The following is a 26,637-nucleotide window of genomic DNA, read 5'->3' as shown; positions in this document are numbered from 1 at the left end:
GTTATTCTTGTAATTTTCTAAAGATTCCTTCTGCTACATTTTTGGGCATTCCAGCCTCCGTGATTTGCTCGATTGAGGCTTCTTTCATTTTTTTCAATGACCCGAAATGCCTGAGGAGTTGCTTTCTTCTCTTTTCACCCACTCCTGGAATATCGTCAAGCAGCGAGTGAATGGCATTTTTCCCCCGAAGCTGGCGATGGAAGGTTATCGCGAATCGATGCACTTCATCTTGAATTCTTTGTAGCAGGTAAAACTCCTGACTTCGCGAATCAAGTGGAACCAGTTCGAGAGGGTTGCCAATCATCAATTGGGAGGTTCGGTGCTTTTCATCCTTTATGAGACCGGAAAGTGGTATATCCAGACCAAGCTCATTTTCCAAGATATCCCGGACAGCTTCCACATGTCCCTTCCCTCCATCAATAATGATTAAATCTGGAAGGGGTAAACCTTCTTTCAAAACGCGTGAATATCTTCTGCGGACGACTTCACGCATCGATTCGTAGTCATCAGGTCCTTTCACCGTTTTAATTTTGTACTTGCGATACTCCCGTTTTTCTGGTTTTCCATCAATAAAGACGACCAATGCAGATACCGGATCGCTTCCTTGAATATTGGAATTATCAAAAGCCTCGATTCGATGCGGAGTGAAGATGCCTAATTTATCACCTAGATTTTCCACCGCTTTAATGGTTCTTTCTTCATCCCGTTCAATTAATGAAAACTTCTCTTGAAGTGCAATAGAGGCGTTTTTATTAGCAAGTTGAAGCATTTCTTTTTTAGGGCCCCGTTTCGGATGTAGTGTTTTTACACCCAGCAACCCCTCTGCCAATTCCGCATCTACAGACTCTGGCAATAATATTTCTTTCGGTTTAAAGTGATTGGTCTTTTCATAAAATTGTCCCAGAAACGTAAGAAGCTCCTGTTCCGGTTCATCATAGACTGGAAACAGAGAAACATCCCTTTCAATCAGCTTTCCTTGACGCACAAAAAATACTTGGACGCACATCCATCCTTTATCATAAGAAAAACCAAATACATCCCGGTCAATGAAATCGGTCGTCATCATTTTCTGTTTTTCCATCGTGATTTCGATGTGAGCGATTTTGTCCCGATATTCCTTTGCTCGTTCAAAATCGAGCATTTCAGAAGCTTCAAGCATTTTTTCCGTCAGTTCCCTTTTAATCTCGGTATGCCCGCCATTTAAAAATCGGTTAATATCATCGACGATTTGCTTATATTCCTGATCCTCTACATCATACACACAAGGGGCCAAACACTGGCCAAGGTGGTAATAAAGGCAGACACGGTCTGGGAGTGTGTTACATTTTCTCAAAGGATAAATGCGGTCGAGAAGTTTTTTCGTTTCATTGGCTGCAAAAGCATTGGGATATGGACCAAAATATTTCCCTTTGTCTTTTTTGACCTTTCTGGTAATGATTAAACGCGGATGTTTTTCTGCTGTCAACTTGATGAATGGGTAGGTCTTGTCATCCTTCAGCATGACATTATATTTTGGATCATGTTTTTTGATTAAATTCAATTCTAAAATGAGCGCCTCAATATTAGACGAGGTAACAATATACTCGAAATCCTCAATTTCATTTACGAGCCTGAATGTTTTCCCATCATGTGAACCCGTAAAATAAGAGCGGACGCGATTTTTCAATACTTTCGCCTTGCCTACATATATGATTGTTCCCTGACGATCCTTCATTAAGTAACAACCAGGCTGATCAGGGAGAAGGGCAAGTTTATTCTTTATCCGTTGATTCATGCGTTCAGCCTCCTGTTCTCCCATTTTACAATTAATTATATATCAAGATACAAAAAAAAGCTTCAAGTCCATAGACTTGAAGCTCTTTCTCCATTCGAATTAAGCGTGTTTAGCAAGAAGATCAGCAAGAGCTTCCTTCGGTTGGAATCCAACCACTTTATCCACAACTTCACCGTCTTTAAGAACGATTAAAGTAGGGATACTCATAACGCCGAATTTGCCAGCTGTTTCTTGGTTTTCGTCAACGTCTACTTTCACGATTTTCGCTTTGTCGCCCATTTCTTCATCCAACTCGTGAAGAACAGGAGCGATCATTTTGCACGGTCCGCACCATGGAGCCCAAAAGTCTACAAGAACGACACCTTCGTTAGTATCTGCTGAGAATGTTTGATCAGTTGCATTTACGATAGCCATATATTATTTCCTCCTAAAATGTACTCAAATAACTATAGTTAGTATAACATTGGAACAGGAAATGATGCTATTATTTTGCTTCAATGGTAGCATGTCCATAATTAGAGAAAAAATACTGATATCTAACTAACAGAACAGTACAAAAAGAAAGGCATTTGCCAGTTACCTGACAAACACCTATCTTATATATTTCTGGATACAATACTTAAGCGTTTACTTTTAACTTCTTGAATTCTTCCGTCAGCATTGGAATAACTTCAAATAAGTCGCCTACAATACCATAATCAGCTACGTTGAAAATGTTTGCTTCTGGATCTTTATTGATTGCTACGATGATTTTAGAGTTGGACATACCAGCTAAATGCTGGATAGCTCCAGAGATTCCGCAGGCAATATAAAGGTCAGGTGTAACGACTTTACCCGTTTGTCCAATTTGCAAAGAGTAATCGCAATAATCAGCGTCACACGCACCACGAGATGCACCGACTGCTCCGCCAAGAACTTGTGCAAGTTCTTTTAACGGTTCGAATCCATCTTCACTTTTCACACCACGTCCACCAGCAATGACTACTTTCGCTTCTGAAAGGTCGACCCCTTCACTTGCCTTTCTTACTACATCTTTAATGATTGTGCGTAAGTCTTTAATATCCACGCTTAATGTAGACACATCTCCAGAACGGGACTCATCCTTCGAAAGAGGCTCAATGTTATTCGGACGTATAGTCGCAAATACAATGCCGTCTGTAACGATTTTCTTTTCAAAGGCTTTTCCAGAGTATATCGGGCGAGTGAAGACGATATTTCCGCCTTCTTCCTCAATGGAAGTTACATCGGAAATCAAACCTGATTCCAGCTTACCAGCTAATTTGGGAGCCAAGTCTTTCCCTAACGCCGTATGACCGAAGAAAATGCCTTCTGGTTTTTCTTGCTCGATAATAGCCAGTAAACTTTGAGCATAACCATCTGATGTATATTGTTTTAATTGATCATGTTCAACCACTACAACACGGTCTGCACCATACTGAATCAATTCACTTCCTAAAGATTGAACACTGTCACCTACTAAAACACCTACGATTTCTCCACCATCTGCAGCAAGTTTCGCCGCTCCGATAGCTTCGAACGATACATTTCTTAGAGAACCATCGCGCACTTCGCCCAATACAAGAAACTTTCTAGCCATTTTTAAAAACCTCCTGTGCTCTATTTTATCTTTTTGTTGTGTATTGTTTATTTTCAATTAAGGGTATTCTATTAGATTACTTTTGCTTCACTGCGTAATAATTGAACAAGTTCGCTAACTTGGTTCGGGATTTCGCCAGTTAAAACTTTACCAGCTTCCTTTTTGGCCGGAAGGAAGATTTCAATTGTTTTTGTTTTTGCCTCGACATCGTCCTCTTCCAAATCCAAATCATCCAATTCCAACTCTTCAAGCGGTTTTTTCTTTGCTTTCATGATCCCTGGTAAAGACGGATAACGAGGTTCATTCAGCCCTTGTTGCGCCGTCACTAGCAACGGAAGCGTAGCTTCGATTGTTTCGGAATCTCCTTCCACATCACGGATAACGCTTACATTTCCATTAGCGATGTTAAGTTTTGTAATAGTTGTGATGTAAGGAATATCCAATATTTCAGCCACACGTGGACCTACTTGCCCTGATCCGCCATCAATGGCTACGTTTCCTGCAATGATTAGGTCAGCTTCTTTATCTTTTAAGTATTCTCCGATAATTTTGGCAGTCGTAAATTGATCGCCATTTTCTATGTCGTCTTCAATATTTATCAAAACGGCTTTGTCAGCACCCATAGCAAGCGCTGTGCGTAATTGTTTTTCTGAATCTTCAGATCCGACGGAAATAACCGTAACTTCTCCACCTTGGGCGTCACGTACTTGGATTGCTTCTTCTACGGCATACTCATCGTATGGATTGATGATGAACTCTGCTCCATCCTCATTGATTTTTCCGTTAGAAAGCGTAATTTTTTCTTCTGTATCAAATGTTCTTTTCAGTAGCACATAAATGTTCACGATAATACCTCCCGAATAATTTGAGTTTTGAAGATTATGAATTTTAGGCATACTATTTAGTTATTCTCTAGGACTCTTCAAAATCCTGCTTGTTATTTAAATATTAGTAATATATTTACTTATACTTAAATGTCACTTAAGATTCACTGCCCTTTAAATACCGCTTCCCTTTTTTCAATAAAGGCTGAAATGCCTTCCTTTGCATCAGCGGAGTCAAAAACGTGACCGAATAAAACAGTTTCTCTTTCTACACCTTTATAGAAGGAATCATTCTTCGTATAATTCAATAGTTCAATAGCCGCCTTCAAGGCAAGTGGACTTTTCTTGGCAATTTTAGAAGCCAAATCCTTCGCTTTTGGAAGTAATTCTTCATCCGTGTAAGCATGGTTTGCCAACCCCCACTCCACCGCTTGTGTACCTGTTATCGGCTCACTGGTAAATAGCATTTCTGCGGCTTTTGCCATACCGACATATCTTGGTAGACGTTGCGATCCAGCATATCCAGGAACTAGCCCTAGTTGCAATTCCGGCAACCCTAATTTTGCGCGTTCAGTTACTAACCGAATGTGACAGGCCATAGCTAGTTCTAGCCCTCCGCCAAGGGCTGCTCCATGAATCGCTGCAACAACCGGCTTAGGAAAAGATTCGATTCTTTCAAATACGGATTGACCATTTTGGGCCAGTTTCTCAAAAGCTTTACCGTTTTCCACACTAGTAAATTCTTTGATATCTGCTCCTGCAGAGAAGAATCTACCTTCACCATGAAGCAGTACCACACGAACATCCTCATTGCTTTCGATTTGATCGAAGGCCTGCGCTAATTCACCAATGATTGCTGATGAAAGTGCATTTGCAGGTGCATGATTAATCGTTATAAAAGCAACATGATTTTCAACTGCGAGCTTAAGATATTCCATATCGACCTCTCCCATCATAATCAAACTTTTTTGAAAATTCCTTATGTACCATTTTCTGAAGAAAAAGCCGAAAAGCTAAATGGCTAGAGGATGGTTCTGGCCATCCTCCCGTCAGCACTAACCTTTCGTTCCACAACCACCAAGCAAAAGACGGTGAACCTCAGTTGCGAGATCTGAGAGTGAATATTTTTGTTCATTCATCACCCAAGTTGTCACTGTTTCATCAATGGTTCCAAAAATCATTTGCCTTGCGAGTAAATTATTTAGATCAGGCAGAAATTCACCATTCTCTTTCCCATCGGTAATGATTTGATCAATTAAATTTAAATATCCTCTCAATACTTCATTAATCCTAAGTCGTAATTCTTTATTCGACTGTCTTAATTCCAATTGAGTGACAATTGCTAAGTTCACGTCTTCTGAAAGGATTTGAAAATGTTTTTGAATTAATAGGAAGAGTTTTTCGGAAACTGAAGTCTTACCTTTTAATTCTTCTTCAATTTGTTCTACAAAGTAGCCCATTTTTTCATGAAATAACGATATTAAAATATCCTCTTTATTTTTAAAATACAGATAAATGGTGCCATCTGCCACACCTGCTTGCTTGGCGATTTTGGATACTTGTGCTTGATAATAACCATTTTGGGCAATGACTATTACGGCTGCGTCAATAATTTGATTATACTTTGGTCTGTTGCGTTTCACTGGATGTCCCCTTTCAGAAAATGAATGAACCATCATTCATATTTCTATCATAAAATGATGACTCTCTACTGTCAAGAAGAAAGTCTCTTAGACTGTAACATCCTTCTATATTTTACCTCTCATACCATCAGGTTGTCCAGTTGATCTGTATACGGAGCCCAATTGAAACTAGCTCCGTAAGAATTTTACGCCTGTTTTTTTTCAGTCGGGACTTTTTTCTTTTCTTCATCAATAAGGACTCTACGTAAAATCTTACCAATTACTGTTTTAGGAAGCTCATCTCTAAATTCATAAAGACGCGGTACCTTATAGGATGCTAAGCTCTTTCTCACAAACTGATTCAATTCCTCTTCCGTTACGCTTACACCTTTCTTCAATACAACATAAGCCTTGACCGTTTCACCACGATATGGATCAGGGATTCCTGCCACTACCACTTCCTGGACCGCCTCATGTTCGTAAAGTACCTCTTCCACTTCACGTGGATAAATGTTAAATCCTCCGGCAATGATTGTATCCTTTTTACGTTCGACCACATAAAAGAAACCTCTTTCATCCATATATCCTAAGTCACCCGTAAGAAGCCAGCCGTTTTTAAATGTATTTTCTGTATCCTCCGGACGGTTCCAATACCCTTTCATCACTTGTGGGCCTTTAATCGCTATTTCACCAATTTCATGAGGCGGAAGTTCCTCTCCCGTCTCCAAGGATAGAATGACCGAGTCTGTATCCGGCCAAGGCAAACCAATGCTTCCTTTAACTCGTGGTTGATCCCAAATGAAGTTGGCATGAGTAACTGGTGATGTCTCCGAGAGACCAAAACCTTCAACTAGCTTTCCGCCAGTCACTGTCTCAAATTGCTCCTGAATTTCTAATGGCAGTGGTGCCGATCCGCTTAGGCAAGCTTCGATTGATGAAAGGTCATACTTGGAAACATCAGGATGATTCAAAAGACCGATATACATCGTCGGTGCTCCTGGAAACAGTGTCGGTCTCTGCTTTTGAATGGTTTTCAAGGTGGATTCAACATCAAATTTCGGCATGATAATCATGGTGTTCCCTTCCATAACGGAAAGAACCAGAACAGTCGTCATTCCGTACACATGGAAAAATGGTAGAATGGCCAGAACCCGCTCTTCACCACGTTTACATCTATACAGCCAAGCATTGCACATTGCCGTATTGGCAATTAAGTTCTTATGGGTGAGCATGACGCCTTTAGGGGTACCGGTTGTTCCCCCAGTATATTGCAATAGGGCCAGGTCGTTGTCCACATCAATCGGCTCAGCAACTTCTCCAGATATTTTTTGCTTCATGATTTCAGTGAATAAATGGTGATTCCCCGCATGCTCCACCTTGACCACAATGCCATATTCCTTCTTTTGAATGAAAGGATAGATAAGATTTTTCGGGAAGGGCAAGTAGTCTTTGATAGCGGTTACAATAATATGTTCAATTTCTGTACCTTGGGAAGCAACTGTGACGCGCGGAAATAATATGTCCATCGCCAAGATTATTTTGGCTCCTGAGTCCTTCAATTGTTGGTGCAGTTCACGTTCCGTATAAGTAGGGTTCGTTTGGACGACTACACCACCTGCCATCAATATTCCAAAGAAACTAATGACACCCTGTGGACAGTTGGGAAGCATTACGGCAACGCGTTCTCCCTTTTTAAGGCCGATACTCTTTAAATAGGATGCAAATTTAGTCGAAGATTCATATACTTCTTTGAACGTTAATTCCTTCCCTTGGAAGTGAATGGACACCTTATCTGGAAATTCATCTGCGGCTTCCTTCAATAATGAATATAGCGGTTTGTCATCATAAGATAAAGCAGTCGGTATTTGTTCCGGATATATGGCTTGCCATGGCTTATTGCTCATTTGCCCCCTCCTTCTGAATATTCTCAATACTCTTACTCATTATAATACAGTCGGTATTTTCTTACAATTATTGTATTTGAAAAAGATAAGCATAAAGGAGGATGAACAGGTCTAAAGGTGTGAAAGTACTTGTCCATTTAAATTCGGGGCCATTAACGAAAACTAAAATTTATGTGTTTATAAGAAGGTTGTTACATGACTTGAATACTTCTGCCACGATGAGCCTGGATTCTTTTATTTTATGAAGAAGTCACGAGCACACTACATGACAAAATTATTGAATGAATTGATTCTCTTTTTTCTTCCTAAAAGTGATTGCTGCTGATATTGCGATGGTGTGACCCCTTCGTATTTCTTGAATACCCTTGCAAAGTAATTTGGGTCGGAGAATCCACATTTCTCACTTACTTCCATTACATTTTCCCTGCTAAACAAACATTTTTTTGCTTTTTCAATGCGATGGACAGTAATGTATTGTGTGATTGTGTAGCCAGTTTCTTGTTTAAAAAGCCTGCTAAGATATTGTCCACTGAGAAAGACCAACTTAGATAGAGTTTCTAATTTAATATCCAAATGAAAATTTTTTTCAATATACTCCAGAATCGTTAAAATGTCGTCATGATTACAGACTGTCTCTAATGAGCTTGAAACCGAGCGTTTTACCACAGGTATATATTTTAATAAGGCTTTTTTTATATCATTCGGGTGAGCAGGTTTTAATAAATAATGATTTGTTCCTGATTCAATAATTTCCTGAGTGAAGTTCCCTTCATCATACGCCGTAAGAAAAATGATTTGGCAATCCGGAACATCCTTTTTTATCATATCCGCTGCAACTAAGCCATCCATAATAGGCATTTTAACATCCATAAGAATAACATCCATTTGATTTTGTTTAGCAAGTTCCCAAGCTTCCGCCCCATTTGTGGCCTCGAATAATTGGCTAATGCACATATTTTCTTTTTTAATTATCCTTATAAGGACTTCTCGTTCCAATGGTTCATCATCTACAATCATTACTTTCAAGATAAACACCTCCGGAATCTGGAATGACGATTCGAACCAGTGTGCCCTTTCCTGGCTTACTTTCGATGGCTGTCATACCAAACTCTTCTCCGAAACAAAACTGAAGTCGTCTCTTTACATTATTTATCCCAATTCCCGTTGTATGGCCATTCTTTCCTTCACTTGCATGTGAAAAAATAGAAGCTAATTTCACTTTCGTCATTCCAACACCCGTATCCGAGACTTCAATTACTACATTTCCTTTATCTAAAAATATGTGAGTTTTTATCATAACAGGACTATTATTTGGTTCAAATCCATGAATGATAGCGTTTTCAATAATAGGCTGAATCGAAAGGATAGGTATGTGTAATGTCTCAATATCTACTTCAACTATTTCTTCATATTGAATTAAGCTACGAAAACGAGATTGTTGAATAGCAATGTAATCTTTCACGTAATCTAGCTCTTCCTTTAGCGTTACAGGCTTGTCAATATTTCGTAGACTATACCTCATGATTCTAGCCAAGGAATATGTAACGTTTTGTGTTTGTTCCGCATTCTCTAAATAAGCTAGTCGGGAAATGGTATTTAACGTGTTAAATAAAAAATGAGGATTAATTTGTGATTGCAGGATTTTCACCTGTGCTTCCTCTAGTAATTCTTCCAGTGATGCACGGGCATCCATCTCCTCCATCAACCTCTGATTCATAGTATTTAATTCTTCCTGTGCAAGAAAATCAACTGCTAATTTTTTGATATAATTCGCTATCAGTTCCAGCATTTCCATTACTGCTTCAATCCGCTTGCGACTGGTGATTTCAATTTCATTCAAATAAAGTTGAAGTAGTTCTTGATCAATTGGTAGATGTTCTATTTCATTGCCAATCTGTTCAATACGCTTATCATCTCTATCCTCTACCAACAGTTGACCACATAGAACCGATCCAAGATATTCACCTTTAAGAATAATAGGTGCAGCTACATCAACTAGACCCGAATGGCAATAGTGCATAAAAGGCTGTTCTTTTTCAGCTGCAATTAGCCCCACTTTCCGATCAGACAATACACAGCATCTCAATCCTTCTTCGGTGGAACGTATGTGGTTACAAAAGCTTGTGAAATTAGTTGGTATGGTAACAGGTATTCCTTGCTGATCCGTAATTATTACTCCAAAACCGGTAGCGTCTGAAAAGCGTTTCTGGATATCCTGAAGCATCTCTACATCCACAATATTACGTAAAGTCAACATAGTCACCCTATACCTCCACAATCATTTTCTATTTATTCAGAAAACTATTCATTCTATAACCCTTATTATAACTAATTAATTCTCATTAAAAAGGATAATGTCCTAGAGTTCCAGAAATAGTTTTGGTAAATGTGTGAAGGATACATTTACCGTTAGTCTTGGTATAAACGTCTTTAAGCAAAAACAACACTACCGTCTTTTATATAAATGGATAAGATCAAAACTAGAGGCGATGTAATGGATGTTCACTGATAGTTTGTTAAATAAGGTCCATTTCGGGGGATTAAGAAGATATTCAAATACCAGATGAACATTTAGTTTTATACGATTAACCATCAGTGAAGATAAAGAATCTTCACTGATGGAATTTGTTTTGTTCAAAGAGAAACCCAATCGATTTCATCACTCAGTGCATTCACTGCACTCTGAGCTACCAATATATCTTCTTCAACGGAACCACCACTTACACCAACTGCCCCAATGATACGGCTGTTATTATACAATGGGATACCACCGCCAAATACAACGACCCGTCCATTATTAGTCGTATTGATTCCATAAAGCTCTTCTCCATTTGAAGTAACTTTTGCTAAACTTTCCGTCGTCATTTTCATGGCCACTGAGGTCCACGCTTTGTTTTGTGCAAGTTCTATACTTACCAATAAAGCGTCATCCATTCGGTGAGAAGCAATAAAGTTCCCACCTTCATCCACAATGCATATAACCATGGGAACATTCATTTCGTTTGCTTTCTTTTCAGCACTTTCAATGAGCTGCTTAGCTATCTTTAAATTGATTTGACTCATAACAATCATCCTTTCCTCTAAAAAGATAATGGTAACCCTTTAACTAAACGAGCTGCATTTTTTCCTGATTTCCGGCCATTTTGAAGGATGTCTTGTATATAAGGCTCTTCCGTCTTTAATTTTTCGTGATGAACACATAAATGTCCAAGTTCGATGCCAATTCCAACATTTAAAGGGGACATACCTGCTGCTATATTACCTAGTTCAGTAAAGTTGCTCTCTTTATTGCATTTCTTCAATAAAAATGAAACCCCTTCTTCTTCTAGACCTGCACATACTTCTCTAATCTGATTCGAATCGAGGGCACTGTGATATAAAATAGTGATGTATACTTCACGTTTATTCATTTCACAGCCTCTTGCCCCACAGAAGCCAATACCAATCCAGTGGCCACTGCATTTCTTGGACCCTCGGTCCCTCTAATATTGGCGAATCCCGCCACAATGCCATACTTCCCTAATTCTTCTGTTAACATTTGCGGAATTTCAAAATCCAAGGCCGACCCTCCTACCATAACGATAAAGGATAAGTGTTTTAAATTACCTGTTGGGACTACCCGCTTAAGGGCTCGGAGTGCATTGGTAACAAATACCCTTCGTTTTGCACTTCTACGTATTTCTCTAATTTTATCCATAGTTGCTTTAGTTGCTAAAGGGATAAGGTCTTCTCCTTCTCGAACCACCACTTTTCCGAAGGTATAGGGAGGAAAGGGATTCTCTGAAAATAGCATCGTTCCATCTTCTAATTGCATATGGAATAAGCTGAGTACTTTTCCTAGAGGGTTTTTTTTGATTTTTTCAGCCAGTTCCTTGTCACCTAAAGCAAGTTCAGAATTTATGAGCATGGTGACCATGGCTCCTGCTCCGGCTAGGTGACAGGAGTTGATTTTTCCACTTTCATACATCATCGCTGCATCAGTAGACCCACCTCCCATATCTAGAATCACAATTGGTTTTCTCGTTCCTGGAGTTGTTAAGGCGCCACAAATGGCCATTTCCGCTTCAACCCCACCAATTTCTACCTCGACACCAAGGTCTTTTTCCAATAAAGAAGCCACTTTTTGGACAGGGACCTTATCCGTTTTCACCATGGAGGCTAAAGCTACACCGCTTTCCATGGAAAGCTCACCCGCCATTGCCCCTGTTATCGAGTTTGGAATGACTGCGTCCACAGCAAGGAAATCCGAGATTGTAATTTCATTTGGTGATTGTCCGGTCAGTTGAGATAAATCATGCCTTAGGCCATTAAACATTCCACCAACGTTGGTGCCTGTTTCCCCATATACGTCTACCAATGATTCAACTCTTCCATATGTGTTCATTATCGCCTCAGCACCGTCGTTAATGGAAACTTCTAGTTTTAGACTATTCGATCCTTTTAAAAAAATCCTTCCCGCTTCTATTTTGCGTTCGACCACTTCCCCCTTTGGCGTTCGAATTACCACGGCTGATCGGTTACCAACTAATGCTTTGGCAATTAACGCAATTTGTATCGTTTCGTCAGGATCCAAATGAAAAATAGTGGAAAGACCATAGGGATTGCTTAAAGTCCTGATTACATGACCTGGTAAAGCCACTTCAACTGCAGCTAATTTCCCAAGTGGGATTTTTTCAATCAATGCGACTTCATCCACAATCGGAATTTTTTTATTTAGACGATTGTGGATTAAAACCCCATCGTCTTTTTGTACAACCGCACCAGTAATTAAAATTCCTTCATTTGTAGCCTGATTCAAACGGTTTGCAACCCATTCATAATCGAAATGTTCAGGAATCACTGCAATATAACCTTGATCCAGTTGTTTCACATTCCTTATTTGGTCAATTAACACCGTTATTCCCACACCTAATCCTGCTCCACCCGGCGTATCGGGATTATGTCCGACCATGGAGGATTCTGTGATAATGGTTTCGCTAATAAGATCCATAGCCAAATCACCTATAACTGGTACTGCATCATTCAATCGGATAAGATTAATATCTTTCAACCCTATATCTGCTTTTTTAGCCGCTTCCTTCAATGCAGTTCGAATACCTTCAACGTTGTCAGAAGTCCCTTTAATACCAGTAGTTTTTACCAAACACTGTGAAAGGAACTTTATATCATTGCCATTCACACTTGCAATTGCCACTTCCGTTGATGAATTGCCGATATCTACACCAGCTAAAATCTTTTTCATAACTCTTTAATCCTCATCTTTCTTTAATCTTCCTCGTCTTTCATACACATCTGCAGCCTCACGAATTAAATTTGCATTTTCTAATGCTCCATACTCTTCTTCCAATTCATCAGCAATTTCTAAGAGTTGTTCTTTAGTCGAACGATTAGGACGCATCGCATTATAAATTTGTAAGATACGGGCATCGGATATATTAATCATTTCAGCTGCTCGACGAAAGTTTTTGGCGAGTTGTGGTCTTCCTAGCGTTTCACTAATATCAGCGTGCATTTCAAGCGTATCAGGACTGATACGTAAATCCGCTTCTGTCACTTTTCCTTTTAAAGCGGCATCGAGAGTCAAGTCATTGTAAGGTTTTTCTGTACGACTGAATAATAAATCAGGTCTTTTATTCCCGAGTGGATAATCTGTTTTTGTTAGCTTCACCTTATGGTTCTTTATCATTTTTTCCATGTTTACCCTCCTAGTCTTTTATTGAGAAATCTACATTTATTTCAACTGGCTTTTTATCAGGTATACGGGCTTGGCACTCCTTCAGATAGAGAAGAGCTGCTGCCGCTTGGTATTTTGGTCGTGTCATTTCATCATTTAAAACTGGTACAGGATTCGGGCTTTCCCCTATCGCATACATCGCTGCGTTTCGTCCAATCGCTCTGTACATCTCTAAAGAAATTAATGGGGATTGTGGAAATAGTTCAAGATTGGTGAGTGGGTCTAAATCTCTTTGATGAATCACTGCCGTTCCCCTCGATTGCAAGCCGATGCTAATACCTGAACCACTTAATTGGGCTCCTCCATGTGCCATGAAAGCCAAATCGGCAGTACCCAAGCTACGAATCACACGAGGAACAGCTCCTTGTTCCTCAATCCCTGATAGGATTTCCCGTAGGACAGAAGCATGCGCGACTTTCACAATTGTTTTATTCATTTCTTTCCCAAAGGCTGGACCGATAGCAACGATGACTTCTTTGGGATTCGTTCCTTTTGAGGCAAATCCAGTTTCCGTTAATTGCATCTCAATTGATAAAGCTGTCGACATATTCATTCCCCCTTAATCAAAATCTTGCGGACTAATGGCTTGACGAATGTCTTTAATTTCCGCCCATCTTTCTGGACTGAGTCGGTAGCCTGTTCCGGGTCCCATGTAATCGTTTTCATTATTCACCGCACTTATAACCTCATTGTCTTTATTAATAATGGCAGAGGTATGCAAATAATCACCAGCTACCCTATGTTTCAACATATTGAAGATTCGTTCAGCCGTTTGTCGATAACCACGCTTAGCCAGAATAAGAGCCACATCAAAACCAGAAATTCCGTCTCGTAAGATTCGCTCTGCAGCCTTTAGATCTTCGACAACGTTTCGTTGGGGCATATCTTCACTGCTGTTAGCATAAGTCGCTGCTTCTATTTCTTCATCTGTAATCACAGGGAAGCCTAGCTCTTCAAAAATAACCTGTAGGGTTTTAGCAGCTTCATAACGTATTTTGATGAGGTCTTCTTCATCCACCGGTTTTAATCCACCGTCTACCATCATATCTCGTTGAATAATTAAGTAATCATCCAAATCGCTTGAATCCATATTAGAACCTGCAAACATATCCTCGTTATTTGGTACTGCCGAGTATCCAGCAAAAATAAAATCTGTTCCAGGAAGCATTTGACATAACATTTTAGCACTACGTCGAATTTCCGAATGAGAAAAGGTTTGGTCATTTCCCGAAGCAACTTCCATATCAAACAATGTAGTGGCTAGATTTTCTGCTAAAACTGCTCGGATTCCGCTCGGTACCGAGGCCGGTATCCCAATACAACTGATTGACCCATTTTGCAACCCTTGAACGCCTGCCCCTTTTGCCATCATGACACAGCGAATCTCTAAATAAAGCATGGATTTCCCTTCTGCTCCCGCCATCTGCACCTCAGAACCCGTCCCAGATGTAAAGCGCATTTTAGCACCGCGTGAAGCATAGGCAGAAGCTAAAAATGCTTTCGACCAAGGCGTGTCATCTCCATCCATAAATACAGATTCCGTACCATAAATCGAGACAGTTTCCGCATAGGAAGTCATTCCAAGCATAGCTAAGCGAAGCTCGGTTGCTTCTTCTAAGGAGTCCTGTGTTAAGATTCCATTCCTTGCAGTCTGGGAACCTACGAGTAATGCTAATGCATTAAAGGGAGCATAACGGGCAACGCCAACCGTTGTTTCTTGTTCATCGAATCCGTAAAGCCCCGCTTCTGCAGCATCCGCTGCCATTAATACAGGATTATCGCGCACGTTCGTCACATGACATTGGTTAGACGGCGTTTTCCTTGCCCTCATTTTTTGTAAAGCCATCATCATTTCGACAACATTCATATGATTGAGTACTTCTAGAACTTTTGCCGGGGTGAGACCTTTTGATAGTTTAACTATCTCTGAACGGGAAACATTTATATCTACGAGTTTCTTAGCAATCTCCAAAGAATCCAGGGCCATGACTTGTTCGGTTAAGCTTGAATCAATTGTATAATCTGCTATAAACTGATCAATCATATCGAAGTTTTCTCTTCTTTTCCCATCCAACTCTATTATGTGGCCATCTTTTACTGTAATTGATGGCTTAGGATCATTAGGACTGGACATGGCAACAAAACCCATTTCGGGCCATTCTTTTACGAATCCATCTTTATTTACCGGTCTTTCTTCTAAAATCTCAAATCGTTTTGAGCGTTGCATAAGCGGTACCTTCTTTCTATGATTTTTTATTTGCTTCCACAAACGAAAGATTCTAAAGAAGTAGTCCATCCTTTTTGCTAAAATTACAGCTTCCACTAAGCATGTTTTAAGGCATCTGCCAAATCTTAATGACTTTTTTACAAAATCAAATTTATATTTCTTTGATTTATTATAATATTCTGATTAATCTATGTATCTAGACACATTTAACTTTCACTAGCATTTTTTGTGCTTTTGATTATTTAATTAATGAATGTTCTAAGTTGTCCTTAATCTGGACAACTAAAAAAAGGAGTATCTCTACTCCTCAAATCCTTTTGATTTAATTTTCAACCCTAAACCAATATCTATAGAGTTCTTTAAACCCTAGTCTTGTATAAAGGTTCAGTGCAGGTTCATTCGTGAGCACCACTTGGAGATAGGCGTTTTTCGCTCCATTCCTCTTTCCCCAATATAAGAGATTTCTCACGAGTTTCGTTCCATGTCCACGGTTTCGGACTTCCTCATCCGTGGCGATATTAAATAGACCTATGAATTCATCCTCTAGAACACCGAGGCCGCAGGCTAGTGTCGAGTCCTTTTCATCCACCAAAAAAATAAAACAGGTAGTCGGAATGATGTTGCTCAACACGTTCCTGAAAATGGAATGGTCACGCTCATGTATGTTATTTAACCTACAAAAATCTTGAAAGCGCGCTTCCGGCATCTCATTGTATATCAGCACATGGGTTTCACTCGGTGCTTCTATATCTTCTAATGATAATACTTGCACACCGGTTAGACTCGCCACACTATAATCCATCGTTTCAAGAATGTGATCCAATTCGCTTGGACTAGTTAGCGGGGTTATTTTATAAGCCACCTGGATGTTCCGTTCGGTAAATGCTGTTGTACTTCTTTCTATTTTTCCATTCACATCTTCATCATAAGAAGGATAGAGAGGATTTACGGAGTTTGCCCTTTTGGTATAACCATTGGCATAACGCAGAATCCACCCATCATCCATCTGCGTTTGCAGTGCCGGCAAAGCGTTCATTGATAGCTCTTCGATTTTCCTTGTCAGTTTTGCCTGATTCATAGTTCTTCCTCCATGTTCGAACAAATTACTCCGATAAATAATAATAATAGGCTAATAGAGCCCAAATAAAGAAGCGACACAGAGGTCGCTTCTTTTCAGGTCAAGAATACCATATAAATGATTCCAAGCAGAAAAAAAATTCCGCAAAAAACAATTAAAACCTTTGCAAGCTTCTCCACTGTTTTCTCCCTCTCATCCAGGACATTAAGATATACCGGCACCAATAACAAAGGATAATGCGATTGAGATGATCATCGCAAGAAATCCCACTGCCCGATTATCTTTTTGTATCTCTTCATCTATTTTAAATCCAGGAGTCATAAATTCAAAAATAAAATAACCGATGAGTAACAGGATAAAACCGTATACACCCCAGCCAATCATGGTAAGCAGCGAATCCTGATGGAGAATGGACTGTTGAAACACATAGGCAATCCCAAAAATTTTGCCACCGGTGGCCATCGCGACAGATAGATTTCCCTGCTTGATTTCCTCCCAGTTTTTGTACTTTGTGACAAGTTCAAAAATGGCTAAAAAAACAATTATGCATAATATAACGACACTATATCGGGCAGCTATATACACATATTCATTTCCCCATATGTTCTCCATGAGTCAACTCCCTAACGGTATGGGACCATCCCGGCTGGGCAGCATGCCGGAATGACCGCTTTTCCTTTATTTAAATTCAACGACGGTAACACCTGTGCCGCCTTCTCCGGCTTCTCCGAAACGAATTTTTTTGACTGATCTGTGATTCTTCAAATATTCCTGAACCCCAGACCGAAGCGCACCGGTCCCCTTACCATGTATGATGGACACACGCGAATATCCAGCCAGCAGAGCATCATCGACATATTTTTCGACTCTCGACAATGCACTTTCATAACGCTCCCCACGAAGGTCTAGCTCCAGACTAACATGGTAGTCTCTTCCTTTTATCGTGGTTAATGGCTTCGTTTCTTTTACTTTTGTCGTCTTAATGAATTCAAGATCGGATTCCTTCACTTTCATTTTCATGATCCCGATTTGTACCTGCCATTCATTATTCGACACTTTCTCAATCAAATTACCTTTTTGACCAAAGCTTACCACCTTAACCTCATCGCCTGGATTCAATGTTTTTTCCAGAGGCTTAGCTACTTTTTTCGTTGATTTCTTCACTTTTGGTGTCGCTTCTTCAAGCCGTTTTTTCGCATCGATCAATTCATGCTCTTTTACATCGGCGTGCTTCTCAAGTCGAAGTTTGCGCAACTCACCAATAATCGCTTCTGCTTCTTCTTTTGCCTTTTCAACGATGGCCGCAGCTTCTTTAGCTGCTTTATCACTCAATGCATCTCGTTCTTCATTATATTGATTCATTTGTTTTTGTAGGTCTTTGTGCAAAATGTCAGCCTGTTTTAGAAGCTCAGCAGCTTCCAATTCCTCTTCTTCTGCCTTCTTGCGGCTGTCTTCAAGAGATGCTATCATATTTTCCACTTTATTTGTATCCTCGCCAATGTGGCTGCGGGCATTGTTAATCACGCTATCTTCCAAGCCAAGTCGCTTGGAAATTTCAAACGCATTACTCCGACCTGGAACACCGATTAGTAGCTTGTATGTCGGGCTCAAGGTCTCGACGTTGAATTCAACGCTTGCATTAATGACTCCTTCACGATCATAACCATAAGCCTTCAACTCAGGATAGTGAGTCGTAGCAATCACACGTGCTCCACGCTTGAATACTTCATCCAATATGGAAATCGCAAGTGCAGCTCCTTCTTGGGGGTCAGTTCCCGCTCCAAGTTCATCGAATAATACAAGACTTTCCTGATCGACTTTCTTTAATATATCGACAATATTGACCATATGAGACGAGAACGTACTCAAGCTTTGCTCAATCGACTGCTCATCCCCTATATCCGCATAGATGGAAGAAAAAACGGCTGTTTCGGAACCATCCAGAGCCGGAATTTGCAGTCCGGCCTGGGCCATTAACGTACAAATGCCTATGGTCTTGAGCGTGACCGTCTTACCCCCTGTATTCGGGCCAGTGATGACAATCGTCGTAAAGTCTTCTCCAAGGAAGATATCATTGGCTACCACAACGTCGCTTGGAATGAGCGGATGTTTCGCTTTAAATAATTTCACTCGACCTTCATCATTTAAAAGTGGTTTCGATCCTTTTATTGCTTTAGCATATTTCGCCTTTGCAACAAGGAAATCCACATGCGCTAACACCTTGACGTTATGGAATAGCTCGGGTGTGAACTCGCCTACCTTTTCCGATATCTCGACCAAGATACGTTCGATTTCCTGCGTTTCCTTCACACGTGTTTCCTGAAGGACATTATTCAATTGCACAATCACCTGTGGTTCAATGAAAAGGGTTTGCCCGGATGAAGATTGGTCATGGATGATCCCACCATATACACTCCGGTATTCCTGTTTCACTGGGATGACAAAGCGGTCATTACGAATCGTAATGATGGCATCTGACAACATTTTCGTCGCATTTGAAGAACGAATCATGCTTTCAAGTTTTTCTCGAACCCGGCTTTCATTCGTGCGAATCTGATTTCTAAGCGTTCGCAACTTATCGCTTGCTGAATCCATCACTTCCCCATGCTCGCTGATGGCATAGGTAATTTCCTGTTGTAATTCAATCAAGGGATGGAGGGAATCAATATATTCTGCCAATAGTGGAACTTCAATCTCCTGTTCAGCAATTTCCTCGAAAAATCGAGTCAGGATCCGTCCGGCACGAATGGTGCTGGCCGTTTCCATTAATTCCATCGGGGATAACATGCCACCTATTTGTGCCCGCTTAGCCTGAAGGCGAATATCGAAAATTCCTCCCAATGGCAAATTGCCCTTTAACCGGACAATTTTAGCCGCATCATCCGTTTCATCCTGCCATTTTGATACTTCCTTGAAGTCGGTCGAAGGCATTAATTGCTGTGCCTTCTCCTTTCCTATCGCAGATGAAGCATGAGAAACTAACTGTTCTCTAATTTTATGAAATTCCAATGTCTTTAAAGCTTTATTATGCATGGAGTTAAAGCTCCTCCTCCTAAGTGAGTAAATAGTTAGTCATTCCTCTTTAAAAACGTCAACAATCCATCCGTATCCATCGCATTAAGAACAGATGATTTTTTTATCCAGCCTTTTTTGGCAGAAGAAACACCTACCGGCATATGTTCTAGCATATCAATACTATGGGCATCTGTATTAATGACAACCGTAACGCCCGCTTCCTGTGCTTTACGTAAGTTTGGCGGAGCCAAATCCAGTCGATTCGGGTTTGCATTCAATTCCAGTGCCGTATTCGTATCACGTGCAAGTTCGATAAGCATATCCATATCGACATCATAGCCAGTCCGTCTGCCAATGATTCTCCCTGTCGGATGAGCAATGATATCGACATGAGGATTATTCAAAGCCGTTTTCAGCCTTTCCATGATCGTTTCACGCGGTTGTGAAAAACTCGAATGGATGGATGCAATCACCAAGTCCATCTCTGCCAGTAACTCATCATCATAGTCGAGGGTTCCATCAGGAAGAATATCCATTTCAATTCCTGATAACACAGTGAAATCCTCATATTTTTCATTAAGGTCATGAATGATTTGTTTCTGTTCACGTAAACGCTCCACAGTTAAACCATTCGCCACTTTCAAATACTGTGAATGGTCGGTGATGGCCATATATTTATAGCCTTTGGCCCGGCAAGCTTCAATCATTTCTTCAATGGAATAAGCGCCATCGCTCCAAGTGGTATGCATATGCAGGTCACCCTGAATATCCTCAACATTTATAAGTGGTTCACTTTCATTATAATGTTCCACTTCCGTTCCATCTTCGCGTAATTCAGGCGGGATGAAAGGAAGCCCAAAATGGTTGTAAAATTGCTCTTCCGTTTCAAATGTCAAGATTTCACCCGTCTCAGCCACTTCTACACCATATTCACTAATCTTTTCTCCCCGGTCTTTAGCCAACTGGCGCATCCGGACATTATGATCCTTCGAACCGGTGAAATGATGAAGAGTCGTAATGAACTCCTTATCTTGAACGATTCGGAAATCGACGGAAATATCATACTCATAATCAAGAACGACCGACACCTTTGTATCGCCCGCGGCAATGACTTGCTTAATGCCAGGCAATGAAAGAAGTTGGTCCTTGACTTCATCGGGATGATCCGTGGAAATGATGAAGTCAAGGTCTTTTATCGTTTCCCTCATCCTTCTCATGCTCCCGGCTCGTGATGAGCGCGTGATATGCTCCATATTCGCAATAGCCATTTCGATATCGTCAGCAATCGGTCTCATGAAGGCGAGTGGAAGCCTGTCAGGTCTTGATCCCGCTTCAGCAATGGCAGACAAAATCTTTTCTTCCGTCTTTTTACCGAAGCCGGTCAATGCCGCGACACGCCCTTCCACGCATGCCAGTTTGAGGTCATTCACATCATTGATATGTAATTCCTTATGTAGCTTGGCGATTTTTTTACCACCTAAACCTTGAAGCTGCAAAAGTGGGATCAAACCCTTTGGCACCTGCTCCTGAAGCTCCTCCAGAACAGTCGACTTCCCTTCATTGATATATTCTTCAATGACGGACGCCGTTCCTTTCCCGATGCCATTCAACGCCGTAAAATCCTCAATGGCCGTCAGGCTCCGGTCATCCGTTTCTAAAGCACCTGCAGCCTTACGGAAAGCGGATACCTTAAAAGGATTTTCTCCTTTCAGTTCCATGTATATGGCAATCTTTTCTAATAATTTAATAATATCTTTTTTATTGACTGTCATTTTTTTCACCACCAAAATTAGTAGGGAACTCCCTTATATACTGTCTTAAAGATACCTTTCTTAAGGCCAAAGTACAAGCAGCGCGATTATTACTTATACGAATCAACTATTATGAAGTTTCATGCTAATCCATAGAAAAGGGCCCTACCCTTACAAAGTATAATGATCTACAACTTTGTAAGAGGTAATGGACCCTAATTTAATGTGGTTATGATTGTTTTACTTATTAAACCAAAGGTCTTTCACCTGTTCAGACAGGAATGGTGTATGTTTCACAATCGTTTCTGCCATAAAGGAGTTGGTTAGTGGTTCCTGAATGGAATCCATTGGCAGCAAGGCGCCTATGTATAATATAATAAACATGATAAGATAGACTTCGGCAAAGCCCAATATCGCTCCTCCCCAACGATTCAGCTGTTTTAGAATCGGCAGGTAGGTGATGAAATTGAGCATGGACCCAATCATGTGCCAGAGGATCTTAGTGGCAAAGAACACAATGGCAAAGGCAATGGCATTATAATAAGCCGTCTCAAGGCCAACGGATTCGAAAAACATATTAAGTGTCGAAGAATCTCCTATTGCAGGAAATGGAATCCACATTTTCAAGTTGGGCGCAATATCGCCATAGAAGATATAAGCGATTATGAAAGCCACAATGAAACCTGTCATATGAACCAGTTGTAAAATAAAGCCACGCTTCAAACCGATTAGTAAACCGATTAAAAGAATGGCCAGAATTGCTAAATCAAGCATCTACTCAGTCCTTCTCTCTCTTTAATTCCAGTTGGAGCTGGTCTAGTTCGTCCTTTAGTTTAATATATTCGTGAATTGTATTCACCGCGGTCAATACCGCAAGCTTACTCGTATCCAAATATGGGTTTTTCATACCGATTTCTCTCATTTTCTCGTCAACCATTGAAGCAACAAGGCGCATATGGCTTGCGCTTTCAGTACCGACGATAGTATATGGTTGTCCGTATATGTCAACTGTCGTTTTATTTCGTTTATCGTCTGACAAAATGATGCCTCCAATCTAAAACAATCCTATTTCTATCATATCATGAAGTTTTTCGTCATGAAAGAGAGTACATTGTCATTTCTCGTATAAAAATTGCAATAATTTGTCAGTTTCTAATATCTTTAGTATGAATGTTCCCTTAATAATTTAAATTGAGTGAGGAGTCCATTAAATATGTCCCATGTTGTATTACTTACAAGCCCTGTCCAAATACAGGCAATGAAAGTTCACTATGTAAATGCACTAGTCTCCAAGCTTCCACCTGGAAGCATATTTTCTGCCAAGCCTCCGCTTTGTACGGTAACGGCCTATAAATCGGGCAAGGTCCTTTTTCAAGGAAAAAATGCAGAAATAGAAGCTGCAAAATGGCAGAAGGATGCAGCCGTTCCTAAGGAAAAGCCAGCCTCAGCTACTTCTACAGTAAAGGTCCATGGCTATTTACCACCTGCTAACATCGCCACCATGTCGGTTATTGGTTCTGATGAAGTCGGGACTGGCGATTATTTTGGTCCAATTACCGTTGTTGCTGCCTATGCCAAAAAGGAACAGTTATTATTATTGAAAGAACTCGGCGTTCAAGATTCAAAAAACCTGAAAGACCCGCAAATCATTGAAATCGCTAAACAAATTAAGGATGTCGTCCCATTTAGCCTGCTGACGTGTGATAATCCAAAATATAATATGCTTCAGGCAAAAGGGATGTCTCAAGGGAAGATTAAAGCACTCCTTCATAATCAAGCCATCAAGCATCTGATTCAAAAGATCCAACCAGAACAAGCGGAAGCCGTCCTGATCGATCAATTCGCCCAGCCAAATGTATTTTTCAATTATTTAATAGGCCAGGAGCAATTCCAGGCAAATGCTACCTATCTGAGCACGAAAGCGGAAGGCATTCACCTCTCCGTCGCCGCTGCTTCAATTCTTGCTCGTTACGCATTTGTAAAACGCTTTGATCTGTTAAGCGAAAAAGCGGGCTTCAGAATTCCTAAAGGAGCAGGCTTTGCGGTTGATGAAGCAGCAGCTCGCTTAATCCATGAAAAAGGGATCGACGCCTTGAATGACTTTACGAAAACACATTTTGCCAATACGGAAAAAGCGAAGAGAATCTATCAGAAGAAATACGGAAAATGAGGAAAGCAATCGTACTAATGCTCTTTGTTTGATACGGTTTTGATACGGAAAGAGGATTATTTTCATAGGTGATTGAATGTTTTTGCAAAATCTTGACCACCATAAGAAAGTACATATTTCTTTAGGAGGCGGTATTATGCAATTATCAGCGAGAAATCAATTAACTGGGAAAATTACGGATGTAAAAACGGGACCCATATCTACAGAAATAACAATGAATATTAACGGTGTAGACATCGTATCCAGTATTACTACTGCATCTGCAGAATCCTTGAACCTGAAAGTGGATGATGAGGCAACAGCAGTCATCAAAGCCAGTTCCATCATGATTGCAAAATAATGGAGAACAAATGAAACAGAGTTCTTACCTTTCTTCAACCTAGAAAGTTTTCCCTCCATTCTTTTCTTAGTCAATACAAATAAGGTTTAGGACAATAAATTCCAAACCCATAAAAAAGGTAGCCTCCTGATATATCAGGGGGCTACCTTTTTTTGTTACATGTTATCCTCGTAATTCTGCTCCGGCTTTTTCTTTAACCGCTACAAGCACTTTCTCATGGGCTTTCGTGATATCTTCGTCCGTTAATGTGCGTTCTGGATCAAAGTATTTCAATGAGTAAGCAAGGGACTTCTTGCCTTCTTCCATTTTCTCACCTTCATATAAGTCGAAAATGCTAACTTCTTTCAACAGCTTGCCACCGGCTTCTACAATGATGCTTTGAATGTCGCCTGCTTTCGTTGCTTGATCGACTACCAGCGCGATATCACGTGTGGTCGATGGATAGCGCGGGATGGTTTGATACGCAATTGGCGCCACTTCCGCTTCAGCCAAGGCCTTAAAGGAAAGTTCAAAAATGTAGGTTTCTTTAATATCCAAGTCTTTCTGAACGGTAGGATGCACTTGACCGATGAAGCCTATCACTTCACCAGCTAAAAGTACTTCCGCCGTACGTCCTGGGTGCATATCTTTGATTTCCGCTTGACGGTAACTAATTTGATCTGTTACCCCTAGAGTATCGAATAATGCTTCAATCACGCCTTTAGCCACATAGAAATCCACGGATTTCTTTTCACCTTGCCAAGGTTGTGATTCCCACAGTCCAGTGATGGCTCCAGCTACATGCTCTTGCTCTTCAGGAAGCTCTTGATCGTCTTTTTTGAAGAAGACAGACCCAATTTCATATAATGCAAGTGAGTCAAGCTGACGAGCATTATTATATTTCACGACTTCTAACAATTGTGGAACGATGCTTAAACGCAACTGGCTCCGTTCTTCGCTCATCGGCATTGCCAAACGAATGGAATCAAGGGCATTCAAAGCAAATTGAGCCGCTTTTTCCTCGCTTGTCAACGAATACGTTACCGCTTGATAAAGTCCAGCTCCTTCAAGAGTACGACGGACTTTACGACGTTTCATTTGGTAATCAGTCAATTGACCCGGAATCGCTGCCCCAATTGGCAATGTTGCTGGAATGTTGTCATATCCATATAGACGTGCAGCTTCTTCCACCAAATCCGCTTCGATGGTAATATCTCCACGGCGTGTTGGAACGGTGATGGTGAACGTTTCATTGTCCAGAGCCACTCCGAATTGAAGACGTTTGAAGATGGATTCCACCTCGGAAACAGACATATCTGTGCCAAGAAGGGTATTGATTTTTTCAAGGGTAATGCTTATGACAGCCGGTTCCATCGCCAATTCATCGACCCCTGCCGACCCTTGTAAAATCGTTCCGCCTGCATATTGTGCAATCAGTTGAGCTGCACGCTCTCCTGCTTCACGGACGCGAGCTGGATCAACCCCTTTTTCAAAACGTGCACTTGCTTCACTGCGTAATCCGTGGTCTTTCGAAGCTTTACGTACCACTGTTCCAGCAAAATATGCGCTTTCGATAATGACAGTCGTTGTATCATTCTTCACTTCTGAATTTTCTCCGCCCATCACTCCTGCAATCGCAACTGGCTCAGTGCCGTTTGTGATGACTAAATGATCTGGAGACAAGGTGCGTTCCGTCTCATCCAATGTCACGATTTTTTCCGCTTCATTCGCTCTACGGATGACAATTTCCTTTGAACCCAAACGGTCATAATCGAAGGCATGAAGTGGTTGACCATATTCAAGTAAAATGTAATTCGTGATATCGACCACGTTGTTATGCGGACGAATGCCTGCTGACATAAGGCGGGTCTGCATCCAAAGCGGAGAAGGACCAACTTTTACATCCTTGATGATTTTAGCGATGTATAGTGGATTATCTTCTTTTGCTTCCACTTTGATGTTGATATAATCAGCAGCTTTTTCGGTTGCTTCCACTTTTTCGATGACTGGCCATTTCACGTCACGACCAAGGATAGCTCCGACTTCGTAAGCCACACCAAGCATGCTTAATGCGTCTGAACGATTTGGTGTCAAGCCAAGTTCGAGTATTTCGTCACTTAAGCCAAGCTCTTCTAGTGCATCTTTTCCGACTTCCACATCGTTAGGGAATACGAAAATGCCTGTTGCATAATCTTTGGAAACGATCTTGGATTCGAAGCCCAATTCTTGAAGCGAGCAAATCATTCCGTGTGATTCTTCTCCACGAAGTTTAGCTTTCTTGATTTTAAAGTTCCCTGGTAACACAGCCCCAACAGTTGCCACTGCAACCTTTTGGCCTTTATCGACGTTCGGCGCACCACAGACGATTTGTACCGGGTTCTCCGCCCCGATATCAACTAAGCATTTATTCAATTTATCGGCATTCGGATGCTGTTCGCGTTCTAGCACATGTCCGATAACAATCCCTTTAAGCCCTTCACTCTTCTTTTCTACCCCTTCAACCTCAATACCGCTTTTCGTGATTTTATCCGCAAGCTCTGTTGCATTGATGCCGGAAAGGTCTACATAATCCTGCAACCATTTATAAGACACAAACATGGTAGGTCCTCCTTTTTAAAATTT

Annotated in this window: 24 protein-coding genes; 2 read left to right on the top strand and 22 right to left on the bottom strand. The window is 40.7% G+C overall.

Translation table 11 applies throughout. The annotated features are described in order from the left end of the window. Position 1 precedes the first annotated feature (1 nt). The 21 genes from uvrC to zapA form a co-directional block, all read right to left on the bottom strand. Entirely contained in the window at positions 2–1,774 is a 1,773-nt protein-coding gene (gene uvrC, locus ACQKL5_RS00565) for an excinuclease ABC subunit UvrC (protein ID WP_427605957.1), read from the bottom strand. 99 nt (positions 1,775–1,873) lie between these two features. Next, positions 1,874–2,188, bottom strand: a complete 315-nt coding sequence (trxA, locus tag ACQKL5_RS00560; RefSeq protein ID WP_427605955.1) for a thioredoxin — start codon at positions 2,186–2,188, stop codon at positions 1,874–1,876. A gap of 205 nt (positions 2,189–2,393) precedes the next feature. Beyond that, positions 2,394–3,371 (bottom strand): electron transfer flavoprotein subunit alpha/FixB family protein, encoded by a 978-nt coding sequence (locus ACQKL5_RS00555; RefSeq protein ID WP_402960703.1) that lies wholly within the window; start codon positions 3,369–3,371, stop codon positions 2,394–2,396. A gap of 71 nt (positions 3,372–3,442) precedes the next feature. Continuing rightward, entirely contained in the window at positions 3,443–4,216 is a 774-nt protein-coding gene (locus ACQKL5_RS00550; protein WP_427605953.1) for an electron transfer flavoprotein subunit beta/FixA family protein, read from the bottom strand. Between the two features lie 143 nt (positions 4,217–4,359). Beyond that, the gene (locus tag ACQKL5_RS00545; RefSeq protein WP_427605951.1) at positions 4,360–5,133 is read right to left on the bottom strand and encodes an enoyl-CoA hydratase; all 774 of its coding nucleotides are present in this window, start codon (positions 5,131–5,133) and stop codon (positions 4,360–4,362) included. A 117-nt stretch (positions 5,134–5,250) separates the two neighbouring features. Continuing rightward, the gene (locus ACQKL5_RS00540) at positions 5,251–5,838 is read right to left on the bottom strand and encodes a TetR/AcrR family transcriptional regulator (RefSeq protein ID WP_427605950.1); all 588 of its coding nucleotides are present in this window, start codon (positions 5,836–5,838) and stop codon (positions 5,251–5,253) included. 185 nt (positions 5,839–6,023) lie between these two features. After that, entirely contained in the window at positions 6,024–7,721 is a 1,698-nt protein-coding gene (locus tag ACQKL5_RS00535; RefSeq protein WP_427605948.1) for an AMP-binding protein, read from the bottom strand. Between the two features lie 261 nt (positions 7,722–7,982). Continuing rightward, positions 7,983–8,738, bottom strand: coding sequence for a response regulator transcription factor (locus tag ACQKL5_RS00530; RefSeq protein ID WP_427606585.1), 756 nt, complete (start codon positions 8,736–8,738; stop codon positions 7,983–7,985). Then, positions 8,725–9,978: a sensor histidine kinase gene (locus ACQKL5_RS00525; RefSeq protein WP_427606584.1), complete on the bottom strand. Its 1,254-nt coding sequence runs from the start codon at positions 9,976–9,978 to the stop codon at positions 8,725–8,727. Before ACQKL5_RS00525 ends, ACQKL5_RS00530 begins: the two co-directional genes overlap by 14 nt. A gap of 377 nt (positions 9,979–10,355) precedes the next feature. Next, positions 10,356–10,784 (bottom strand): GlcG/HbpS family heme-binding protein, encoded by a 429-nt coding sequence (locus ACQKL5_RS00520; RefSeq protein ID WP_427605946.1) that lies wholly within the window; start codon positions 10,782–10,784, stop codon positions 10,356–10,358. A 17-nt stretch (positions 10,785–10,801) separates the two neighbouring features. Beyond that, positions 10,802–11,131 carry a glycerol dehydratase reactivase beta/small subunit family protein gene (locus ACQKL5_RS00515; RefSeq protein ID WP_427605944.1) on the bottom strand — a complete coding sequence of 110 codons (330 nt, stop codon included), beginning with the start codon at positions 11,129–11,131 and terminating at the stop codon, positions 10,802–10,804. Beyond that, on the bottom strand, positions 11,128–12,963 hold the full coding sequence (locus ACQKL5_RS00510) for a diol dehydratase reactivase subunit alpha (protein WP_427605942.1): 1,836 nt from the start codon (positions 12,961–12,963) through the stop codon (positions 11,128–11,130). The genes ACQKL5_RS00515 and ACQKL5_RS00510 overlap by 4 nt, the downstream gene beginning before the upstream one ends. Positions 12,964–12,969: 6 nt before the next feature. Next, positions 12,970–13,416 carry a diol dehydratase small subunit gene (locus tag ACQKL5_RS00505; protein WP_427605940.1) on the bottom strand — a complete coding sequence of 149 codons (447 nt, stop codon included), beginning with the start codon at positions 13,414–13,416 and terminating at the stop codon, positions 12,970–12,972. 10 nt (positions 13,417–13,426) lie between these two features. After that, on the bottom strand, positions 13,427–14,002 hold the full coding sequence (locus ACQKL5_RS00500) for a propanediol/glycerol family dehydratase medium subunit (RefSeq protein WP_427605939.1): 576 nt from the start codon (positions 14,000–14,002) through the stop codon (positions 13,427–13,429). A gap of 12 nt (positions 14,003–14,014) precedes the next feature. Further along, on the bottom strand, positions 14,015–15,682 hold the full coding sequence (locus ACQKL5_RS00495) for a propanediol/glycerol family dehydratase large subunit (protein WP_427605937.1): 1,668 nt from the start codon (positions 15,680–15,682) through the stop codon (positions 14,015–14,017). Between the two features lie 322 nt (positions 15,683–16,004). Beyond that, the gene (locus ACQKL5_RS00490) at positions 16,005–16,760 is read right to left on the bottom strand and encodes a GNAT family N-acetyltransferase (RefSeq protein ID WP_427605935.1); all 756 of its coding nucleotides are present in this window, start codon (positions 16,758–16,760) and stop codon (positions 16,005–16,007) included. A 204-nt stretch (positions 16,761–16,964) separates the two neighbouring features. Beyond that, positions 16,965–17,372, bottom strand: a complete 408-nt coding sequence (locus ACQKL5_RS00485; RefSeq protein ID WP_427605933.1) for a DUF350 domain-containing protein — start codon at positions 17,370–17,372, stop codon at positions 16,965–16,967. Between the two features lie 66 nt (positions 17,373–17,438). Continuing rightward, entirely contained in the window at positions 17,439–19,793 is a 2,355-nt protein-coding gene (locus ACQKL5_RS00480) for an endonuclease MutS2 (protein WP_427605931.1), read from the bottom strand. 35 nt (positions 19,794–19,828) lie between these two features. Beyond that, positions 19,829–21,547, bottom strand: a complete 1,719-nt coding sequence (gene polX / locus ACQKL5_RS00475) for a DNA polymerase/3'-5' exonuclease PolX (RefSeq protein ID WP_427605930.1) — start codon at positions 21,545–21,547, stop codon at positions 19,829–19,831. Positions 21,548–21,766: 219 nt separating this feature from the next. After that, positions 21,767–22,300: a CvpA family protein gene (locus ACQKL5_RS00470; RefSeq protein WP_427605928.1), complete on the bottom strand. Its 534-nt coding sequence runs from the start codon at positions 22,298–22,300 to the stop codon at positions 21,767–21,769. A 4-nt stretch (positions 22,301–22,304) separates the two neighbouring features. Continuing rightward, a complete protein-coding gene (gene zapA / locus ACQKL5_RS00465; protein ID WP_402960722.1) occupies positions 22,305–22,565 on the bottom strand; it encodes a cell division protein ZapA in 261 nt (86 codons plus the stop codon). 174 nt (positions 22,566–22,739) lie between these two features. Between zapA and rnhC the strand changes: the two genes are divergently transcribed. Beyond that, on the top strand, positions 22,740–23,696 hold the full coding sequence (gene rnhC, locus ACQKL5_RS00460) for a ribonuclease HIII (RefSeq protein ID WP_427605926.1): 957 nt from the start codon (positions 22,740–22,742) through the stop codon (positions 23,694–23,696). 136 nt (positions 23,697–23,832) lie between these two features. Further along, positions 23,833–24,036 carry a TOBE domain-containing protein gene (locus tag ACQKL5_RS00455; RefSeq protein WP_427605925.1) on the top strand — a complete coding sequence of 68 codons (204 nt, stop codon included), beginning with the start codon at positions 23,833–23,835 and terminating at the stop codon, positions 24,034–24,036. A gap of 162 nt (positions 24,037–24,198) precedes the next feature. Here the strand turns inward: ACQKL5_RS00455 and pheT are convergent, their stop codons facing one another. Further along, on the bottom strand, positions 24,199–26,613 hold the full coding sequence (pheT, locus tag ACQKL5_RS00450) for a phenylalanine--tRNA ligase subunit beta (protein WP_427605923.1): 2,415 nt from the start codon (positions 26,611–26,613) through the stop codon (positions 24,199–24,201). Positions 26,614–26,637: the final 24 nt, after the last annotated feature.

This window comes from Peribacillus sp. NPDC097675 (assembly GCF_050277655.1).
GTDB lineage: Bacteria > Bacillota > Bacilli > Bacillales > DSM-1321 > Peribacillus.
This window is presented reverse-complemented; position numbering and strand designations above follow the sequence as displayed.